Here is a 15966-nt window from a genome sequence, read left to right as displayed (position 1 = left end):
GCTACTCCCGATCGCGGCGGCTCAGTGGGCGCGCCAGTACCGTTGACGGGATGTCCGACAGTGCCGCCAACGGGAACGCCCGTTCGCTCGCCGACCAGCTTCGTGGCTGGCCGGACGATCGGCTGTCCCAGTTGCTTCGTGATCGACCGGATCTCGCCACTCCTGCTCCCCACGACTCCGCGCAATTGGCGGGAAGAGCCGCCACTCGCGCCTCCTTGCTTCGTGCACTCGACCAGCTCACTCGACTCGAGCTCTTCGTGCTTGATGCCCTCGTCGTGACGGGCCAAACCTCCGATTTTCCGAGGATCAGTATCGTCCACGCGGACCGCGAGAACGTGGCAGCGGCGCTGGAAAGATTGACGGGTCTCGCGCTGGTGTGGGAGTCGAGCACCGGCCTGCGGCCGCTGAGCGCGGTTCCGGACGCCTTGATCGGGGCCGGCAGCCGCGTCCGCCCGTTCTCCGCGGCCGGCGATCCCGCGGACGCCGAGCGGCGGCTGGCACTGCTGTCGCCTCGGGCGCGGGCCCTGCTCGAGCACCTCGACAATGGCGGCGGCGAGGGCACCACCGGCGGCGCCCGGACCGGCCTGTCCCCCGAGCAGGCCGAGACACCGGTCGAGGAGCTGCTCGCCCACCAGCTTCTGGTGGCCCGCGACCGGACCACGGTGCTGCTGCCCGGCGAGGTCGCGGTGGCGCTGCGCGGCGGCCACACCACCGCGGAGCCGGTCGACGTCGTACCGCCGCTCGCGACCAGCGACCGGGATGCGGCCCTGATCGATCGGGGCGCGGCGGGCGCCGCCTTCGAGACGGTACGCCGGATCGAGCTGCTGCTGGATCTCTGGAGCACCGAGCCGCCCACGGTGCTGCGCGCCGGCGGCCTCGGCGTGCGCGATCTCAAGGCGGCAGCCGCCTATCTGCAGGTGTCCGAGCCGACGGCCGCGCTGCTGGTCGAGGTGGCGTTCGCCGCCGACCTGCTGGCCGCGGGCCCGAACCACGAGGGCGATCCGTGCTGGCTGCCGAGCGACGCCTTCGACGGCTGGTGCGGGCAGCCGGTCGAGCAGCGCTGGGAGCGGATCGCCCGTGCCTGGCTGCAGTCCGCCCGGATGCCCGCGCTGATCGGCAGCCGCGACCCGGTCGGCAAGGCCCGCAACGCGCTGGTGCCGGACCTGGCCAGCGTGTTCGCCTCGGAGGCGCGCCGGATGACCCTGGCCGAGCTGGCCGGGCTGGAACCGGGACAGGTGCTGGCCACCGGCACCGGCGTACCGTCGCTGGTCGCGCGGGTGGCCTGGCAGCGACCGCGCCGGCCTCGGTTCCGCGACGATCTGGTGGTCGGGACACTGGAGGAGGCCGCGACGCTGGGGGTCAGCGGCCTGGGTGGACTCGCGCGCCACGGCCGGGCACTGCTCGACGACGAGGACGCCGCGGCGGTGCTGGCTCCGTTGCTCCCGTCGCCGGTCGACCACGTCCTGCTGCAGGCCGACCTGACCGCGGTGGCGCCGGGGCCGCTCGAGGCCGGGCTGGCCCGCCGGGTGCAGCTGGTGGCCGATGTCGAGTCGCGCGGCGGGGCCACCGTCTACCGGTTCACGCCGACCTCGGTCCGCCGTGCCTTCGACTCCGGCTGGACGTCCGGCGAGGTGCACTCCTTCATAGCCGAGATCTCGCGGACGCCGGTGCCGCAGCCGCTCACCTACCTGGTCGATGACACCGCCCGCACCTTCGGCAATATCCGGGTCGGGATGGCCGAGGCGTTCCTGCGCGCCGACGACACGGCCGCGCTCGCCGAGCTACTCCACCACCCGAAGGCGGCCAGCCTCGGGCTGCGCCAGATCGCGCCGACCGTGCTGGTGTCGAGCACGCCGGTCGACATCCTGCTCCCCCGGCTGCGCGACCTCGGCGTCGCGCCGGTCGTGGAGTCACCGGACGGCACCGTGCGCGTCGCTCGCCGTGACGTCCAGCGCTGCCGCACCCCGCGCTCCCGGCGCGCCGACGGGCTGACCATCGCCCGCGAGCAGGCGCACGTCGCCCAGGTGGTCACCGCGATCCGGGCGGGCGACCGGGCGGCGGCGAGCCGGCCCGTCGTACCGGCCGGCACGGTCAGCTCGCCCAGCAGCTCACTCGCCGCGCTGCGGGCCGCGATCGAGACCCGGTCGCCGGTGTGGATCGGGTACGTCGACAACCACGGCACCTCGTCGGAGCGGATCATCGACCCGGTCCGGGTCGAGGGCGGCCACCTCACGGCGTACGACCATCGCAGCGACGACATCCGCTCCTTCGCCGTCCACCGCATCACCGCCGTCCGCGCTGTGGACCGGCGCGGCTGACGCGCCCTTAGACTGGGGACAACATGGACTTCCTCCGTTATGCCGAGTCGTCGGCCAGCCTGCTCAACGCGGAGCTGACCGACGTTGACGCGCTGGTCGCGCACCTCGCCCACCGCGAGTGGCTGCACCACCAGTGCACCGACCGCGACGTGACGGTGCTGCGCCGGTTCCAGCGCGACCTGCGACCGGTCTTCGAGGCGTCCGGGACCGGCGACACCAAGACCGTCGTCACCGGCATCAACGAGCTGCTCGGCCGGCACCCCGTGACGCCGATGATCAGCGACCACGACCCCACCAACCTGCACCTGCACGTCGCCGACCGCGCCGCCACCGTCGCCGAGCTGCTGGTCGCGGAGTCGCTCATGGGCCTGGCCACGCTGGTGTGCGACCTCGGCGCCGACCGGCTCGGCGTCTGCGCGGCCACGCCCTGCGCCAACGTGTACGTCGACACCTCGCCCAACAAGTCCCGCCGCTACTGCTCCGACCGCTGCTCCTCGCGGGCCAACGTCGCGGCGTACCGCGCCCGCCAGAAGGCCGCCGCGTCCTGACCGCTACGAGTGAGCGCTGAGGTTCGCATCGAGCGTCCACACTCTGAGGTTGGTTTACGCCGTCTTCGCCAGAAAGTGGTCGCGCTCGACAAAGGATGCTGACGTCGCCAGTGCCCATCGACCGGGTGACGTCGCCGGTGGATGCGGAGGGCAACGTCGTCCGGCCGTAGGCCGACCACTCGGCCCAGGGGAGCGACCTGGACACCGCCATCGGGCGCTGAGCTCCTGCCGGCCGCGCGCGCCGCCTCCGCCCGACTGGGGCACCCCAGAACGGACCCACCCCATCGTGCTGTTGACGCCGCGAGCCAGCAGGACGAGCGTCGGTTAAACGGCATGTCAGACATAACGACATAGGAGGTGCCATGACTAGCCGCAGCAAGCACCACCTGCTCTTCAGAGGGACCATCGCGGGGCTACTGGTCGCAACCGCGACCGGGTTCGCGACGACGGCAACGGCGGATCACGCCACCAATCCGCACACGCAGAACATGCACGCACTCGGGCACAGCCCGCATCCGGCGACCTTCCTCGGCGACCCCGACGGGGTCCGCCACATCAACTCGGACATCGCGTTCTGGGGTCAGACCGCGTTCAACGGGAACTACGACGGGTTCCGGGTCGTCGACATGTCCGATCCCGAGGCACCGGTCGAGATCGCACACCAGCGGTGCAACGGCGACCAGGGCGACATCTTCGTCTGGAACGACATCCTCGTCCGGTCGTGGAACTCGAAGAAGTCCTCGGCCCGGACCTGCGACGGCGACGTCGTACCGGCCGAGTGGGAGGGGGTCCATGTCTTCGACATCAGCAACCTCAGCGACCCCGACCTGATCGCGTCGGTTTCTCTCCCGTGCGGCTCCCACACGCTGACCGGCGCCAAGGACGGCGATCGGCTGATCGTCTACAGCAACAACTCCAGCAGCACTGGGTGCGCGGGCCTGCCCGGCAACCCGCGGGCCGCCGACGACCCACTCGGCGACTTCATGGACGTCATCGAGGTGCCCCTGGCCAACCCGGCTGGCGCCAACCTCCTGCGCCGTGAGCCGCTCGTAGGACCGGTCACCGACGTGCGCACCGGCTGCCACGATGCCGGCCTGATCCTGGGCCAGGTGAACCTACTCGCCTGCGCCGCTGCCGACGCCACCAACGTCTGGAGCGTGGGGGGTGCCGGTGGTGGCTCGTTGGCCGATCCGGAGTTCCTCTACACGGTCGTCGAGCCCGGCGTCGGCCAGGCCGGCACCAACGGCCGCTGGCACTCCGCCACCTTCACCTGGGACGGCGAGGTGCTGGTGCTCGGCTGGGAGCCGGGTGGCGGCGCGGCCGACGAATGCCAGACCACCGACCCCGATGTCGATAAGAGCCTCTTCTTCTACGACGCATCCACGGGGGCCAAGCTCGGCCAGTGGGTGCTCCCGCGCGGCCAGGACGGGGTCGGCGAGAACTGCACGATCCACAACTACAACATCGTGCCGCTGCGCAACGGCCGGTACGTCGCGGTCGGCGGCCACTACCAAGCCGGCACCTGGGCGACAGAGTTCACCGACCCGGCGAACCCCATGACCCTGGGCTGGTCGGACCCGCCGGTGATCTCGCCACCTGACCTGGGCGGTGCCTGGTCGTCGTACTGGTACAACAACTACATCTACGAGTCCAGCATCACCGAGGGCCTGAACGTCTTCCGGCTCAGCGGGAATGAGACCGGTGGGGCTTTACGGCTACGCCACCTCAACCCGCAGACCCAGGAGTTCTCACTCGAGTGACCCTCACGCGGCGGGCCCGGCCGCCGGGCCCGCCGCCGGTCTGCGCGGAGGCGTCCGGGCGCCACCGTAGACTCGCACGGTGAATGACGGCCCGCTGATCGTCCAGTCCGACAAGACCCTGCTGCTGGAGATCGACCACGAGCAGGCGCCCGACTGCCGCAAGGCGGTCGCGCCGTTCGCCGAGCTGGAGCGGTCGCCGGAGCACATCCACACCTACCGGCTCACCCCGCTCGGCCTCTGGAACGCGCGCGCCGCCGGCCACGACGCCGAGCAGGTGATCGACACGCTGCTCAGCTACTCGCGCTACGCCGTTCCGCATGCGCTGCTGATCGACATCGCCGAGACCATGGCCCGCTACGGGCGGCTCAAGCTCGAGAAGCACCCGACGCACGGGCTGGTCCTCTCCTCCACCGACCGCCCGGTGCTGGAGGAAGTGCTGCGCGCCAAGAAGGTCCAGGGCATGCTCGGCGCGCGGCTCGACGACGACACCGTCGCCGTCCACCCGAGCGAGCGCGGCAACCTCAAGCAGGCGCTGCTCAAGCTGGGCTGGCCGGCCGAGGACTTCGCCGGGTACGTCGACGGCGAGGCGCACGCGATCGCCCTCGACGAGTCGAACTGGAAGCTCCGCGACTACCAGCGCGACGCGGCGGAGTCGTTCTGGCACGGCGGCTCGGGAGTCGTCGTACTCCCCTGCGGTGCCGGCAAGACGCTGGTCGGCGCGGCCGCGATGGCGCACGCGCAGGCGACCACGCTGATCCTGGTCACCAACACCGTCAGCGCCCGGCAGTGGAAGGACGAGCTGGTCCGCCGTACGTCGCTGACCGAGGACGAGATCGGCGAGTACTCGGGCTCGGTGAAGGAGATCCGGCCGGTCACGATCGCGACGTACCAAGTCATGACCACCCGCCGCAAGGGCGTCTACCGGCACCTCGAGCTGCTCGACGCCCGCGACTGGGGGCTGATTGTGTACGACGAGGTGCACCTGCTGCCCGCACCGATCTTCCGGATGACCGCCGACCTCCAGGCGCGGCGAAGGATCGGGCTGACCGCGACCCTGGTGCGCGAGGACGGCCGCGAGGGCGACGTGTTCTCGCTGATCGGGCCGAAGAGGTACGACGCGCCGTGGAAGGACATCGAGGCGCAGGGCTGGATCGCGCCCGCCGACTGCGTCGAGGTCCGGGTGACGCTGCCCAACTCCGAGCGGCTGGCCTATGCGACCGCCGAGCCCGAGGAGCGCTACCGGCTCGCGTCCTGCACCCACCACAAGATCGACGTCGTACGGTCGGTGGTGGCCCAGCACGCCGGCCGGCCGACGCTGGTGATCGGGCAGTACCTCGACCAGCTCGACGAGGTGGCCGCGGCCCTGGACGCCCCGGTGATCAAGGGCGACACGACCGTCAAGGAGCGGCAGCGGCTGTTCGAGGCGTTCCGTTCCGGCGAGGTCGGTCTGCTGGTCGTCTCGAAGGTCGCCAACTTCTCGATCGACCTGCCGTCCGCCGAGGTCGCGATCCAGGTGTCGGGCTCGTTCGGCTCCCGCCAGGAGGAGGCGCAGCGGCTCGGCCGGCTGCTGCGACCCGGCGAAGGCGGCAAGGTCGCCCGCTTCTACACCGTCGTGTCCCGGGACACCGTCGACGCCGACTTCGCCCAGAACCGGCAGCGCTTCCTCGCCGAGCAGGGCTACGCCTACCGGATCATCGACGCCGACGATCTGGGGCCTGTGGATAACGTCGGCTGACTGTCGGCCCCCTGTGGCACGGTAGTCCGCCATGGGGGAAGTACTAGCCGAGATGAGGCACCATGGGAGCTGTGACCATTCTTCCGCGCAGCCGGCCGCTGACCGAGGTGGACCTGGAGACGATGCCCGATGACGGGCATCGCTACGAGCTGCTCGACGGGACGCTCATCGTGAGCCCCGCACCAATCGTCAAGCACCAACGGGTCTCGATGGAACTGTCAGTGCTGCTCTACGCAGCCTGCCCGCCCGATCTGGAGGTTCTGGCGGCGCCGACCGACGTGCGGCTGGCGGTCGACACCGTCCTGCAGCCCGACCTGCTGGTCGCCCGCAAGGTCGACCTGACCGAGAAGAACCTCCCGGCCGCGCCGCTGCTCGCGATCGAGATCCTGTCACCGAGCACCCGGCTGATCGACCTCAACACCAAGAAGGCGCGGTTCGAGCTGGCCGGGTGCGCGTCGTACTGGACGGTCGACCCGGATTCCCTGACGCTGACCGCCTGGGAACTCCAGGACGGGACCTACGCCGAGGTGGCCACCGTGACCGGTGACGAGTCCTGGACCGCCCAGCACCCGTTCCCGGTCACGGTGACGCCAAGTCAGCTGGCCTGACGCCAGGCGCGCGGCAGCCACGGACCGTTCTCGCTGGCCGACCTGCCGGGCGCGATGTCGATGTACGCCTTCTCGGCGCCGGACCAGTACGTCGCGGCCCGCGCGCGAACCCACCTCGGGCTACCGAGACAGCTGCGCGGGACGAACATCGTGATGACGCCCTTGCGGTAGTCGAGCCGGTGGGTCATCCCAGGACAACGCACCTTCCGGTCGCCCGGACCCCAGAGGCCGTGGTCTCCGCGGGGTGTGTCGTTGAGGACGGAGGTGAAGGCGGCGGCGACGTACCGCTTCCCGTTCGGGCCCTTGAGCATCACGGTCCCGCTGGCCAGGAACGCCGGCTTCTTCATCCGGGCCATCGTGAGCCGCAGGTGTACGCCGTTGCGCTGGTGCGCGACCCGGAAGGACGTGAGGTCACCGATCCGCCGGTGGGCGACACGGCGCTTGTCGCCGTTCTCGGTCCCGAACCAGACGTCCCCACGTGGGTCGGAAACGGTGCGGACCGACGGCCTGGAGTCGACGGCCTGAGAAGTGGGAGCCGCGGCGAGCGCGGATGGGCCGGCGAGCAGCAGCGGGACGGTGACGGTCGTGGCAGCGAGTGCGGCGAGCAGCTTGCGAGACATCTGGACCTCCTGGTGAGGGGCACAAACGGACGTCTTCGACTCTGACGCGGCCCTTGGCCCCAGCCCCGAGCCCAGGTACTCAGGCCGCGACCCGGCCGTACTCAGCCCATCCACCGTTCACTCGCCGCTCACGTGTACGACACCGCCAGCGTCGCCGTCCGGCCAGCGCGCACCTTTACGGTGGCCGCGTGCGGCGGCGGTGGATCATCGTGTTGGGCCTGGTGGGCGTGCTGTTGGTGGGGGCCGGCGTCGGCGTCTACCGGTACGGCGCGGAGTACGGCTGGTGGGCCCGCCCCACCGTCCATGACGCTCCCGAGGCGGAGCCGGCGGAGGTGGAGGAGTACGTCAGCGGGCTGCACCTCCCGTTCGACCTGGCGTTCCTGCCGGACGGGTCGGCGCTGGTCACCGAGCGGGAGAGCTTCAAGCTGCGGATGGTCTCGCCCGACGGAGAGCTCACCGACGTCCGCACCATCGAGGACGTCGCCCGCGAGGGTGCCGACCAGGCGGGCCTGCAGGGCGTCGCGGTCTCGCCGACGTACGAGCAGGACGGCTGGATCTACATCTACTTCACCGCCGAGGAGGGCAGCCGGGTCGCCCGGCTGAAGCTGGACTCCACGGCACCGCCCGAGACGATCCTGGACGGCATCCCGCGCGGTGACATCCACAACGGCGGGCGGATCAGGTTCGGCCCGGACGGCATGCTCTACGTGACCACTGGCGAGGCCGGAGACAAGCCCCGGGCCCAGGACCGCGACGACCTGGGCGGCAAGATCCTGCGGGTCACCCCAGACGGCGACCCGGCACCCGGCAACCCGTTCGAGGACTCGCCGGTTTATGCCTGGGGCCTGCGCGACCCGCAGGGTCTGGCGTGGGACGAGGACGGTCAGCTGTACGCCTCCGAGTTCGGCCACAACAACCTCGACGAGCTCAACCGGATCGAGCCCGGCGCCAACTACGGCTGGCCGGAGGTGGAGGGCCAGGGCGGCGAGCCCGACTACACCGACCCGGTCGCGACCTGGAAGCCCGCCGACGCCTCACCCAGCGGGATCACCTACCACGACGGCCAGATCTGGATCGCCTGCCTGCGCGGCGAGCGGCTCTACCGGATCAACACCGACGGCTCCGATGCCGAGCAGCTGCTGACCAACGACTACGGCCGGCTGCGCCTGGTCACCGAAGCCCCGGACGGCTCGCTGTGGGTGCTGACCAACAACCACGCCGGCCCCGACTACGACAAGATCCTCCGGGTCACTCCCTAAGCCGCGGCGGACTCAGGAGCGAGGTCCAGACGGCGAAGACGCCAATGGCGAGGATCATCCAGGCCCCGGTGATCGGGAACTGAACGGTGCAGACGAGCACGCCGAAGGCCAGCAGGTTGACGCCGACATAGAGCGGCAGCCGGCCGGTCGTGCGGACTCGGTCTTGCGCCAGTTGGGCCATGGCAAGCAGTGGGATGCCAGTGGCCGTGAAGTACAGCGTGTAGCTGCGCTCGGCGGACAGCAGGTCATCGTCGGCCCACGCCGTGCCGACCACCCCGTCGCGCAGAATCTCGAGCCACACGGCATCGCCGAGTAGGCCGAACAGCAGGTGGATCGCGGTCACCACCCATAGCGCCCTCGGCACCCACCTGGCCAGCGGCTTTGCCTCCGACGGCGCAACTGTTTGCGCGCTCATCGCAGCGCGACCAGCGCGATCAGGCCGCCGAGGACCAGGCACAGCGGCGAGTAGCAGATGAGGTCGAGCCGGCGGTACGACGCGGGCGCGTTGCCCAGCTTGAGGCCGGACTCGAGCAGTCCCCACCCGCCGCGGCCGAGCAGCACTGCCGCGCAACCCCAGGTGCCCAGCCGGACCAGGTCCTCCGACAGCGAGCTGGAGACTGCGCCGGCCTGGACGCTGACCAGGTACGCCGCGAAGCCCAGCGCCGCCGCGACCCCGATCGACGCCGGCACGAAGAAGCCGAGCGGAAGGCTGCCGTCGGCCCGGCCGACGACGTTGCGCGCCAGCTCCTCGCGGGTGGCGAGCGGCCAGGGGGAGACGACCCAGACGACGTGGAAGACGGCGATTACGACAAGGGCGAGTGCGGCGACGATGCCAACGGTTTGCACAGCGATCCTCCTTGGAGATCGAGTTCCATACAGGTCTGTACGGATAGCCCATACAGTACCGTACGGAAATGCCTACCGTGAAGGTCACCCGCGACGACTGGCTCCGCGGCGCCCAGCGTGCGCTCGCCGAGAGCGGGGTCAGCGGCGTCAGCGTCGAGCCGATCGCCAAGCAGCTCGGTGTCACTCGCGGCAGCTTCTACTGGTACTTCAAGGACCGCGAAGCGCTGCTGGTCGGGGCGCTGGAGCTGTGGGAGTCGGAGGAGACGATCGGGTTCATCGAGGAGCTGGCCCCGATCGCCGAACCCCTCGCACGACTGCAGACCCTCTTCCGCGAGGCGCTGACCGGCGACCTGATCGCCGGGCTGGAGCCTGCGATCGTCGCCCATGCGAGCGACCCCGTGGTCCGCGTCGTACTCGAGCGGGTGACCACCCGCCGGCTCGACTACCTCACCGACCTGTTCGCCCAGCTCGGCCTGGACCCGGCGGCGGCGCGGCGCCAGGCGGTGGCGACGTACGCCGCCTACCTCGGCTGGATCGAGCTACGCCGGGCCGCGCCTGACATCGCCCCGGAGACCAAGGGCAGCGGACCCCTCGTCGAGCCCGCCCTCGACCATCTGCTGCGGCTGCTCACGCCGTAGCGACCGACTCCGCACGGGCCAGCCGCAGCGTCCAGATCGCGCCGAGTACGGCGATCCCTGCGCCGACGCCGAACGCCCATGGGATGCCCCGCGCGTCGGCGACCAGGCCGAGCGCGATCGGGCCGAAGCCGAGGCCGAGGTCGATGAAGGCGCTCGCGGTGCCGGCTGCGGCGCCCCGTTCGCTTGGGGTGGCGGTGGCGAAGATCGCCGCGAAGAAGGCCGGGGTCGAGAAGGTCACGCCGACCGCGAGTACGACGACCCCCGACAGCAGACCAGCCGGTGTCTGCCACAGGGCGATCACGGTAAGGCCGGCCGCGATCGCGAGCAGGGACGCGGCGCCCAGCTGCAGGGACGGCAGCCGGTCGGGGACGCGGGCAAAGGCGATCCGGCAGAACACCACGACAGCGCCGTACAGGAAGAGCGCGAGGCTGGTGTTGCTCAGCTCCACCTCCTCGGAGTAGAGCGACGCGAAGGCCAGGAACCCGCTGATCGCCGCGAGCGAGGCGAAGAAGCCCAGCGACGGCGCGATCCCCGGGCGATGGATCAGCCGGCCGTGCCCGTCGCCGCCGTCCGCCCGCGCGGGCTCGCGGATCAGGCAGGTCAGGGCTGCGGCGAGTGCGGCAAGCCCCGCGGCGCCGATCCACGCGACGTCGTACCCCCACTGCTCCAGCAGGACCTCGCCGAGCGGCGGGCCGAAGGCGATGCCGAGGTAGAGCCCGAGCGAGTTGTAGCTGAGGGCCTCCCCCATCCGCTCCGGCGGCGCCAGGTCGGCCAGCAAGGCGAACCCGGCCACGAAGAACGCCGCCTCCGCGACGCCCTGCACCAGCCGGATCGCGATCACGGCGGCCAGCGAGTCGACGTACGGAAACAGCAGCATCCCGGCCGCGGCGAGCAGCGCGCCAAAGATCATGAGCGGCAGCCGGCCACGGGTGTCGGAGGCGCGACCCGCGAACGGGCGGCACACCAGTGCGGTGATCCCGAACGCGCCGAAGGCCAGTCCCGCGCCCGCCTCGCTCGAGCCGACCGGGCCGGTCGTATAGAGCGGCAGGGTGTAGATCGCGACGCCGACCGAGGTGAAGTAGGCCAGGTCGGCGACCCCCAGCAGCACGAACGCCCGGGTGAACAGCGGAGCGCGGGTGCCGGACATGGCTCGAAGGTATGGCCTACACAGGCCACGAGGTAGTGAATCTCCACAGGCCGAGTTATCCACAGCACGCGGGAATCCGGGTGTGCAACCGGATTGCGCCCGCGTAGGTTCGCAGGAGTCGGGTGGCCACCACGGGGGTGCCACCCGACTCGAAAGCGATGTGGAAAGGATGATGGAGCAGATCACCAAGAAGCTCATGAACTGGGCTTCGATCCTCGAGCAGGGCACCCGCGAGCAGGCGGAGAAGACGGCCACGATGCCGTTCATCCACCCGCACCTCGCGCTGATGCCGGACGCCCACCTGGGCCTGGGTGCGACCGTCGGTTCGGTCATCCCGACCCTCGGCGCGATCATGCCGGCCGCGGTCGGCGTGGACATCGGCTGCGGGATGATCGCGGTGCGGACGCCGTACACGCTGGACGAGCTGCCGGCCGACCGGCGACCGGTGCGGGAGGCGATCGAGCGCGCGGTGCCGCTGTCGGCGGGCGCCGCCAACCAGCGGATCACGCGAGACCACACCAAGCACCGCCTCAACCGGCTGACCGTCGAGGCGGAGCAGGCCGGCTTCGACCCCGCGTCGTACGCCGGCCGGTGGGAGCTCCAGCTCGGCACGCTCGGCTCCGGCAACCACTTCATCGAGATCACCGTCGACGAGCTCGACCGGGTGTGGCTGTTCCTGCACTCCGGCTCCCGCGGCGTCGGCAACCGGATCGCGCAGAAGCACGTCAAGGTGGCGCGCGAGCTGTGCGAGAAGTGGTGGATCCCGCTGCCCGACCGCGACCTCGCCTACCTGGTCGAGGACACCGACGAGTTCTGGGCCTACATCCGCGAGATGCGGTGGGCGCAGGAGTACGCGCTGCTCAACCGCGAGGAGATGATGGACCGGGTCGTCGCCTGCTTCGCGGAGTGGGTCGGCCTCGCCTCGGCCGACGACGTGGTGCGCGAGGACGAGATCAACACGCACCACAACTACACCGAGAAGGAGCGCCACTTCGGCAAGGACGTGTGGCTCTCGCGGAAGGGTGCGATCAACGCCGCCAAGGGTGTGATGGGCCTGATCCCGGGGTCGATGGGGACCGCGTCGTACGTCGTCAGCGGGCTCGGCAACCCGCTCTCGCTGAACTCGGCGCCCCACGGCGCCGGGCGTGAGTACTCGCGGACCAAGGCGCGCCAGACCTTCACCCGTGAGCAGCTGCGGGAGGCGATGGCCGGCATCGAGTATCGCGACACCGACGCCTTCATCGACGAGATCCCGGCGGCGTACAAGGACATCGACCAGGTCATGGAGGACGCCAAGGACCTGGTCGAGATCCGGCACACGCTGCGCCAGATCGTCAACGTCAAGGGCGACTGACTGTGAGGCCGAAACATGGCGACGTTGACCGAGGCGACGGTATGGTCGTTGGTATGGCGCAGATGCGAAAGGTCACGGTCACGCTGCCTGAGGCGCACGTCGAAGCGATCCGCGAACTGGTCGCCGACGGCACGGCGGACAGCGTGTCCGGCTTTGTCCAACATGCCGTGCAAGTGTCGCTCGATGATGTGACCGGCTGGGGCGAGATGCTGGCTCAGGCGCTGGAGGAGACCGGTGGCCCGATCACGCCCGAGGAACGAGCCTGGGCAGACAAGGCGCTCGGCAGGTCGGGCACCGCATGAGCGCTGGAGTGACTCTCGACGCCGGACCGCTCATCCAGCTCGATCGTGGTGATCGTCATGCGGTCGTTCTCCTTGCCCTCGCGAAGGACGACCCGGTGATCGTGCCGGCGACCGCACTGGCACAAGCAGTCCGGGAGCCGGCACGGCAGGCACGACTTGCCGGGCTGCTTCGTCAGCCGCAGACCAAGATCGTCCACCTCGATCGCGCGGACGCGACCAGCGTCGGACGGCTGCTCGCTGCGAGCCGCACCTCCGACATCGCCGATGCTCACGTGGTGGTGTGTGCCCGCCGCGCGGGCACCGCCATCGCCACCAGCGATCCCGACGACCTGGCGCGCCTGGACCCGTCGGCGGTCCTCGTCCGGGTCTAGGACTGGAGCTAAGGTCCTGGCGTGAGCATGACTCCGCCGGGCGGGCCTCCGCCGCAGCCCCAGCCTCCGCAGCCGCAGCAGCCGCAGCAGCCGCCGAGCTCGATCCTGTTGACCCTGCAGGGCAGCGTGATGACGTCGAACATGATCACGCCGGCGGTGACCTTCAACGGCTATCCGGTGCCGGCCCGGTACGGGCCGCAGACGATTCCGGTCCACCCGGGGCCGCTGCAGATCGACGTACATGCGCAGTGGCTGCGGCGGTACGGCGAGGCGACGCTGCAGGTCGACGTACCCCGGGGGCAGCAGGTGCCGGTGTTCTACGCCGCGCCGTGGCACCAGTTCACCAGCGGCAGCATCGGCCACCAGAAGCAGCGGCGGAAGGGCGGTCTGCTCGGCCTTGCCCTCCTCGCGGGGGTGCTGGCGATCGCCGTGCTCTTCGTCGTGCTGGCGATCGTCGCCTCCTGACCGCCCCCTGGAGTTCAGGTCAATCGATGGCGACTCGACATCGGTCGCCACTAGCCTCGGCCGCATGCGCGCACGCCTCCTGCTGAACATCGCCGTCGCCGCGACCGCGACCGCCCTGCTGACTGCCACGACCAGCGGCCCGGTCACCGCCAAGCCCGACCACCACCGGCCGAGCCAACCGGTCGACTGGCTGGAGCACCGGGTGCTCAACATGGCGCACTCGGGCGGCGAGAACGAGGCGCCCACGAACACGATGTACGCGTTCAAGCGGGCGGTGAAGATCGGCGCCGACATGATCGAGCTGGACATCCAGTCGACCAAGGACAACCGGCTCGTGGTGATCCACAACGCGACCGTCGACGAGACCACGAACGGCACCGGCTACGTCAAGGACCTGACGCTGCGCAAGCTGCGCCGCCTCGATGCGGCGCACTGGTTCGTGCCGGACCTCGGCACCGTCCATGACCAGCCGGCGTCGGCGTACACGCTGCGCGGCGCCCGCTACGGCCGGCCGAAGGTGCGCGGCTACCGACCCAGCGACTTCGCGATCCCGACCCTGCATGAGGTGTTCCACAAGTTCCGGCGGACGCCGATCAACATCGAGATCAAGGGCACTGCCGACGCCGACACCGAGTCGTACAAGCGCACTGCGCGGCTGCTCGCGAAGTTGCTCGAGCGGCACCCTCGCCAGGACATCATCGTCGGCTCGTTCAACGACGAGGCGCTCGGCTACTTCCACGGCCTGGCCCCGAAGGTCCCGCTATCGGCGGCCCGCAACGCGATGATCGCCTACTTCCTGACCGGTACGCCGCTGCCCGAGGGCACCGTGGCGCTGCAGGTGCCGGCCAGGTTCAGCGGCATCCCGGTGGTGACCCGGCCCTTCGTCGAGCGGGCCCACGGCGACGGGTACGCCGTACACGTGTGGTTCAGCGGCTCCGCGCCGGACGACGAGCCGACCTACAACCAGATGCTCGACGCCTGCGTCGACGGGATCATGCCGGCCCGGCCGGCACTGCTGGAACGGATCCTCGACGAGCGCGACATCGAGCGTCCCGGCCGCCCGGGCGTGGATCCCTGCGCCTGAGCGGGCGCCGATGAGTTTGCGGGTCGGCGCCGGTCAGCACCGACGAAGACCCACGAACCCAGGAGGACCCGCATGCTCGATCTCGGACCTGCCACCCGCACCGTCGCCGATGTCGTCGCCAACGTGCGCGACGACCAGCTGAACGACCGAACGCCGTGCGACAGCTACACCGTCGGCGACCTGCTCGATCACGTCAACGGGCTGTCGTACGCCTTCGCCAGGGCGGCCCAGAAGGACCCCGTCGACGGCTCGGGCAACGGCGACGGGTCGCGGCTGCCGGCCGACTGGCGCGAGAGCATCCCGCAGCGGCTCAACGAGCTGGCGGAGAGCTGGCGGGACCCGGCGGCATGGACGGGTGACACCGCGGCCGGCGGCGTCGACCTCGACGGCAACACCGCGGGCCAGGTGGCGACCAACGAGGTCGTCGTACACGGCTGGGACCTGGCCCGGGCGACCGGCCAGGAGTACGCGATGGACGAGGAGTCGGTCGCGGCGGCGACCGCCTTCGTCGCGCTGTTCAGCGGGCCCGGCACCGAGGAGATGCGCGGCGACGGCGCGTTCGGCCCGGAGGTCGAGCCACCCGCCGACGCGACTCCGCTGGAGCGGCTCATCGCGATGAACGGCCGTGACCCGCGGTGGGCGGCCAGCTAGTGGGCATCTCCGGAAGTTCTTCGTGGGTCTGAGTGGTCAGGGTGCGTGCAGCGCAAGGCGTCGGAGGGAGGCGGGCCGGTGGCCCGTCGACCGACGACAACGCAGCGATGTGCGTGCCCTGGCCGCTCAGACCCCGACGAACTTCCGGAGATACCCACTAGCCAGCTAGTGAGGCGCACGTGAAGTTCGCTAGATAAGTCGTAGGATGTGGACATGCCACGATCAGGACGTCCGAAGGCCGAGTTGACCCTGACTCCGCA

17 protein-coding genes are annotated in these 15966 nt (G+C 70.5%); 13 read left to right on the top strand and 4 right to left on the bottom strand.

The window, feature by feature from the left end:
• Positions 1-356: 356 nt before the first annotated feature.
• The 5 genes from DDV73_RS16615 (at position 357) to DDV73_RS16595 (ending at position 6969) form a co-directional block, all read left to right on the top strand.
• Positions 357-2318: a helicase C-terminal domain-containing protein gene (locus DDV73_RS16615; protein WP_240617328.1), complete on the top strand. Its 1962-nt coding sequence runs from the start codon at positions 357-359 to the stop codon at positions 2316-2318.
• A 23-nt stretch (positions 2319-2341) separates the two neighbouring features.
• On the top strand, positions 2342-2866 hold the full coding sequence (locus DDV73_RS16610) for a CGNR zinc finger domain-containing protein (protein ID WP_109508387.1): 525 nt from the start codon (positions 2342-2344) through the stop codon (positions 2864-2866).
• Positions 2867-3228: 362 nt separating this feature from the next.
• Positions 3229-4626, top strand: a complete 1398-nt coding sequence (locus DDV73_RS16605; protein ID WP_109508386.1) for an LVIVD repeat-containing protein — start codon at positions 3229-3231, stop codon at positions 4624-4626.
• Between the two features lie 79 nt (positions 4627-4705).
• Positions 4706-6361: a DNA repair helicase XPB gene (locus tag DDV73_RS16600; protein WP_109508385.1), complete on the top strand. Its 1656-nt coding sequence runs from the start codon at positions 4706-4708 to the stop codon at positions 6359-6361.
• A 62-nt stretch (positions 6362-6423) separates the two neighbouring features.
• On the top strand, positions 6424-6969 hold the full coding sequence (locus DDV73_RS16595; protein WP_109508384.1) for a Uma2 family endonuclease: 546 nt from the start codon (positions 6424-6426) through the stop codon (positions 6967-6969).
• Here DDV73_RS16595 and DDV73_RS28005 read toward each other — a convergent pair.
• Entirely contained in the window at positions 6957-7589 is a 633-nt protein-coding gene (locus DDV73_RS28005) for a hypothetical protein (RefSeq protein ID WP_154402787.1), read from the bottom strand. The two genes, DDV73_RS16595 and DDV73_RS28005, sit on opposite strands and share 13 nt — an antisense overlap.
• Before the next feature lie 188 nt (positions 7590-7777).
• On the opposite strand from DDV73_RS28005, the gene DDV73_RS16585 reads away from it, so the two are divergent.
• The gene (locus DDV73_RS16585) at positions 7778-8848 is read left to right on the top strand and encodes a PQQ-dependent sugar dehydrogenase (RefSeq protein WP_161962431.1); all 1071 of its coding nucleotides are present in this window, start codon (positions 7778-7780) and stop codon (positions 8846-8848) included.
• Here DDV73_RS16585 and DDV73_RS16580 read toward each other — a convergent pair.
• Complete coding sequence (locus DDV73_RS16580; protein WP_276310123.1) at positions 8838-9263, bottom strand: DUF6463 family protein; 426 nt, start codon at positions 9261-9263, stop codon at positions 8838-8840. The genes DDV73_RS16585 and DDV73_RS16580 overlap by 11 nt on opposite strands.
• A complete protein-coding gene (locus DDV73_RS16575) occupies positions 9260-9694 on the bottom strand; it encodes a DUF3995 domain-containing protein (RefSeq protein ID WP_161962430.1) in 435 nt (144 codons plus the stop codon). The genes DDV73_RS16580 and DDV73_RS16575 overlap by 4 nt, the downstream gene beginning before the upstream one ends.
• A 68-nt stretch (positions 9695-9762) precedes the next feature.
• On the opposite strand from DDV73_RS16575, the gene DDV73_RS16570 reads away from it, so the two are divergent.
• Positions 9763-10332: a TetR/AcrR family transcriptional regulator gene (locus DDV73_RS16570; protein WP_109508379.1), complete on the top strand. Its 570-nt coding sequence runs from the start codon at positions 9763-9765 to the stop codon at positions 10330-10332.
• On the opposite strand, the gene DDV73_RS16565 is transcribed toward DDV73_RS16570, so the two are convergent.
• Positions 10322-11479, bottom strand: a complete 1158-nt coding sequence (locus DDV73_RS16565; protein ID WP_161962429.1) for an MFS transporter — start codon at positions 11477-11479, stop codon at positions 10322-10324. The two genes, DDV73_RS16570 and DDV73_RS16565, sit on opposite strands and share 11 nt — an antisense overlap.
• 169 nt (positions 11480-11648) lie before the next feature.
• On the opposite strand from DDV73_RS16565, the gene DDV73_RS16560 reads away from it, so the two are divergent.
• From DDV73_RS16560 to DDV73_RS16535, 6 genes are all read left to right on the top strand, one after another.
• Entirely contained in the window at positions 11649-12833 is a 1185-nt protein-coding gene (locus DDV73_RS16560) for an RtcB family protein (protein WP_240617327.1), read from the top strand.
• Positions 12834-12886: 53 nt separating this feature from the next.
• Positions 12887-13135 (top strand): toxin-antitoxin system antitoxin subunit, encoded by a 249-nt coding sequence (locus tag DDV73_RS16555; RefSeq protein ID WP_109508376.1) that lies wholly within the window; start codon positions 12887-12889, stop codon positions 13133-13135.
• Positions 13132-13506, top strand: a complete 375-nt coding sequence (locus tag DDV73_RS16550; protein ID WP_109508375.1) for a PIN domain-containing protein — start codon at positions 13132-13134, stop codon at positions 13504-13506. The genes DDV73_RS16555 and DDV73_RS16550 overlap by 4 nt, the downstream gene beginning before the upstream one ends.
• Positions 13507-13527: 21 nt before the next feature.
• The gene (locus tag DDV73_RS16545; protein WP_154402785.1) at positions 13528-13971 is read left to right on the top strand and encodes a hypothetical protein; all 444 of its coding nucleotides are present in this window, start codon (positions 13528-13530) and stop codon (positions 13969-13971) included.
• 64 nt (positions 13972-14035) lie between these two features.
• Entirely contained in the window at positions 14036-15055 is a 1020-nt protein-coding gene (locus DDV73_RS16540) for a glycerophosphodiester phosphodiesterase family protein (RefSeq protein ID WP_109508373.1), read from the top strand.
• 72 nt (positions 15056-15127) lie between these two features.
• Positions 15128-15706: a TIGR03086 family metal-binding protein gene (locus DDV73_RS16535; protein ID WP_109508372.1), complete on the top strand. Its 579-nt coding sequence runs from the start codon at positions 15128-15130 to the stop codon at positions 15704-15706.
• Positions 15707-15966: the final 260 nt, after the last annotated feature.

Origin of the sequence: Nocardioides speluncae (assembly GCF_003121585.1) — a bacterium.
Lineage (GTDB): Bacteria > Actinomycetota > Actinomycetes > Propionibacteriales > Nocardioidaceae > Nocardioides > Nocardioides speluncae.
The sequence above is the reverse complement of the archived record's forward strand: the minus strand, read 5'-3'. Positions and strand labels throughout refer to the sequence as shown.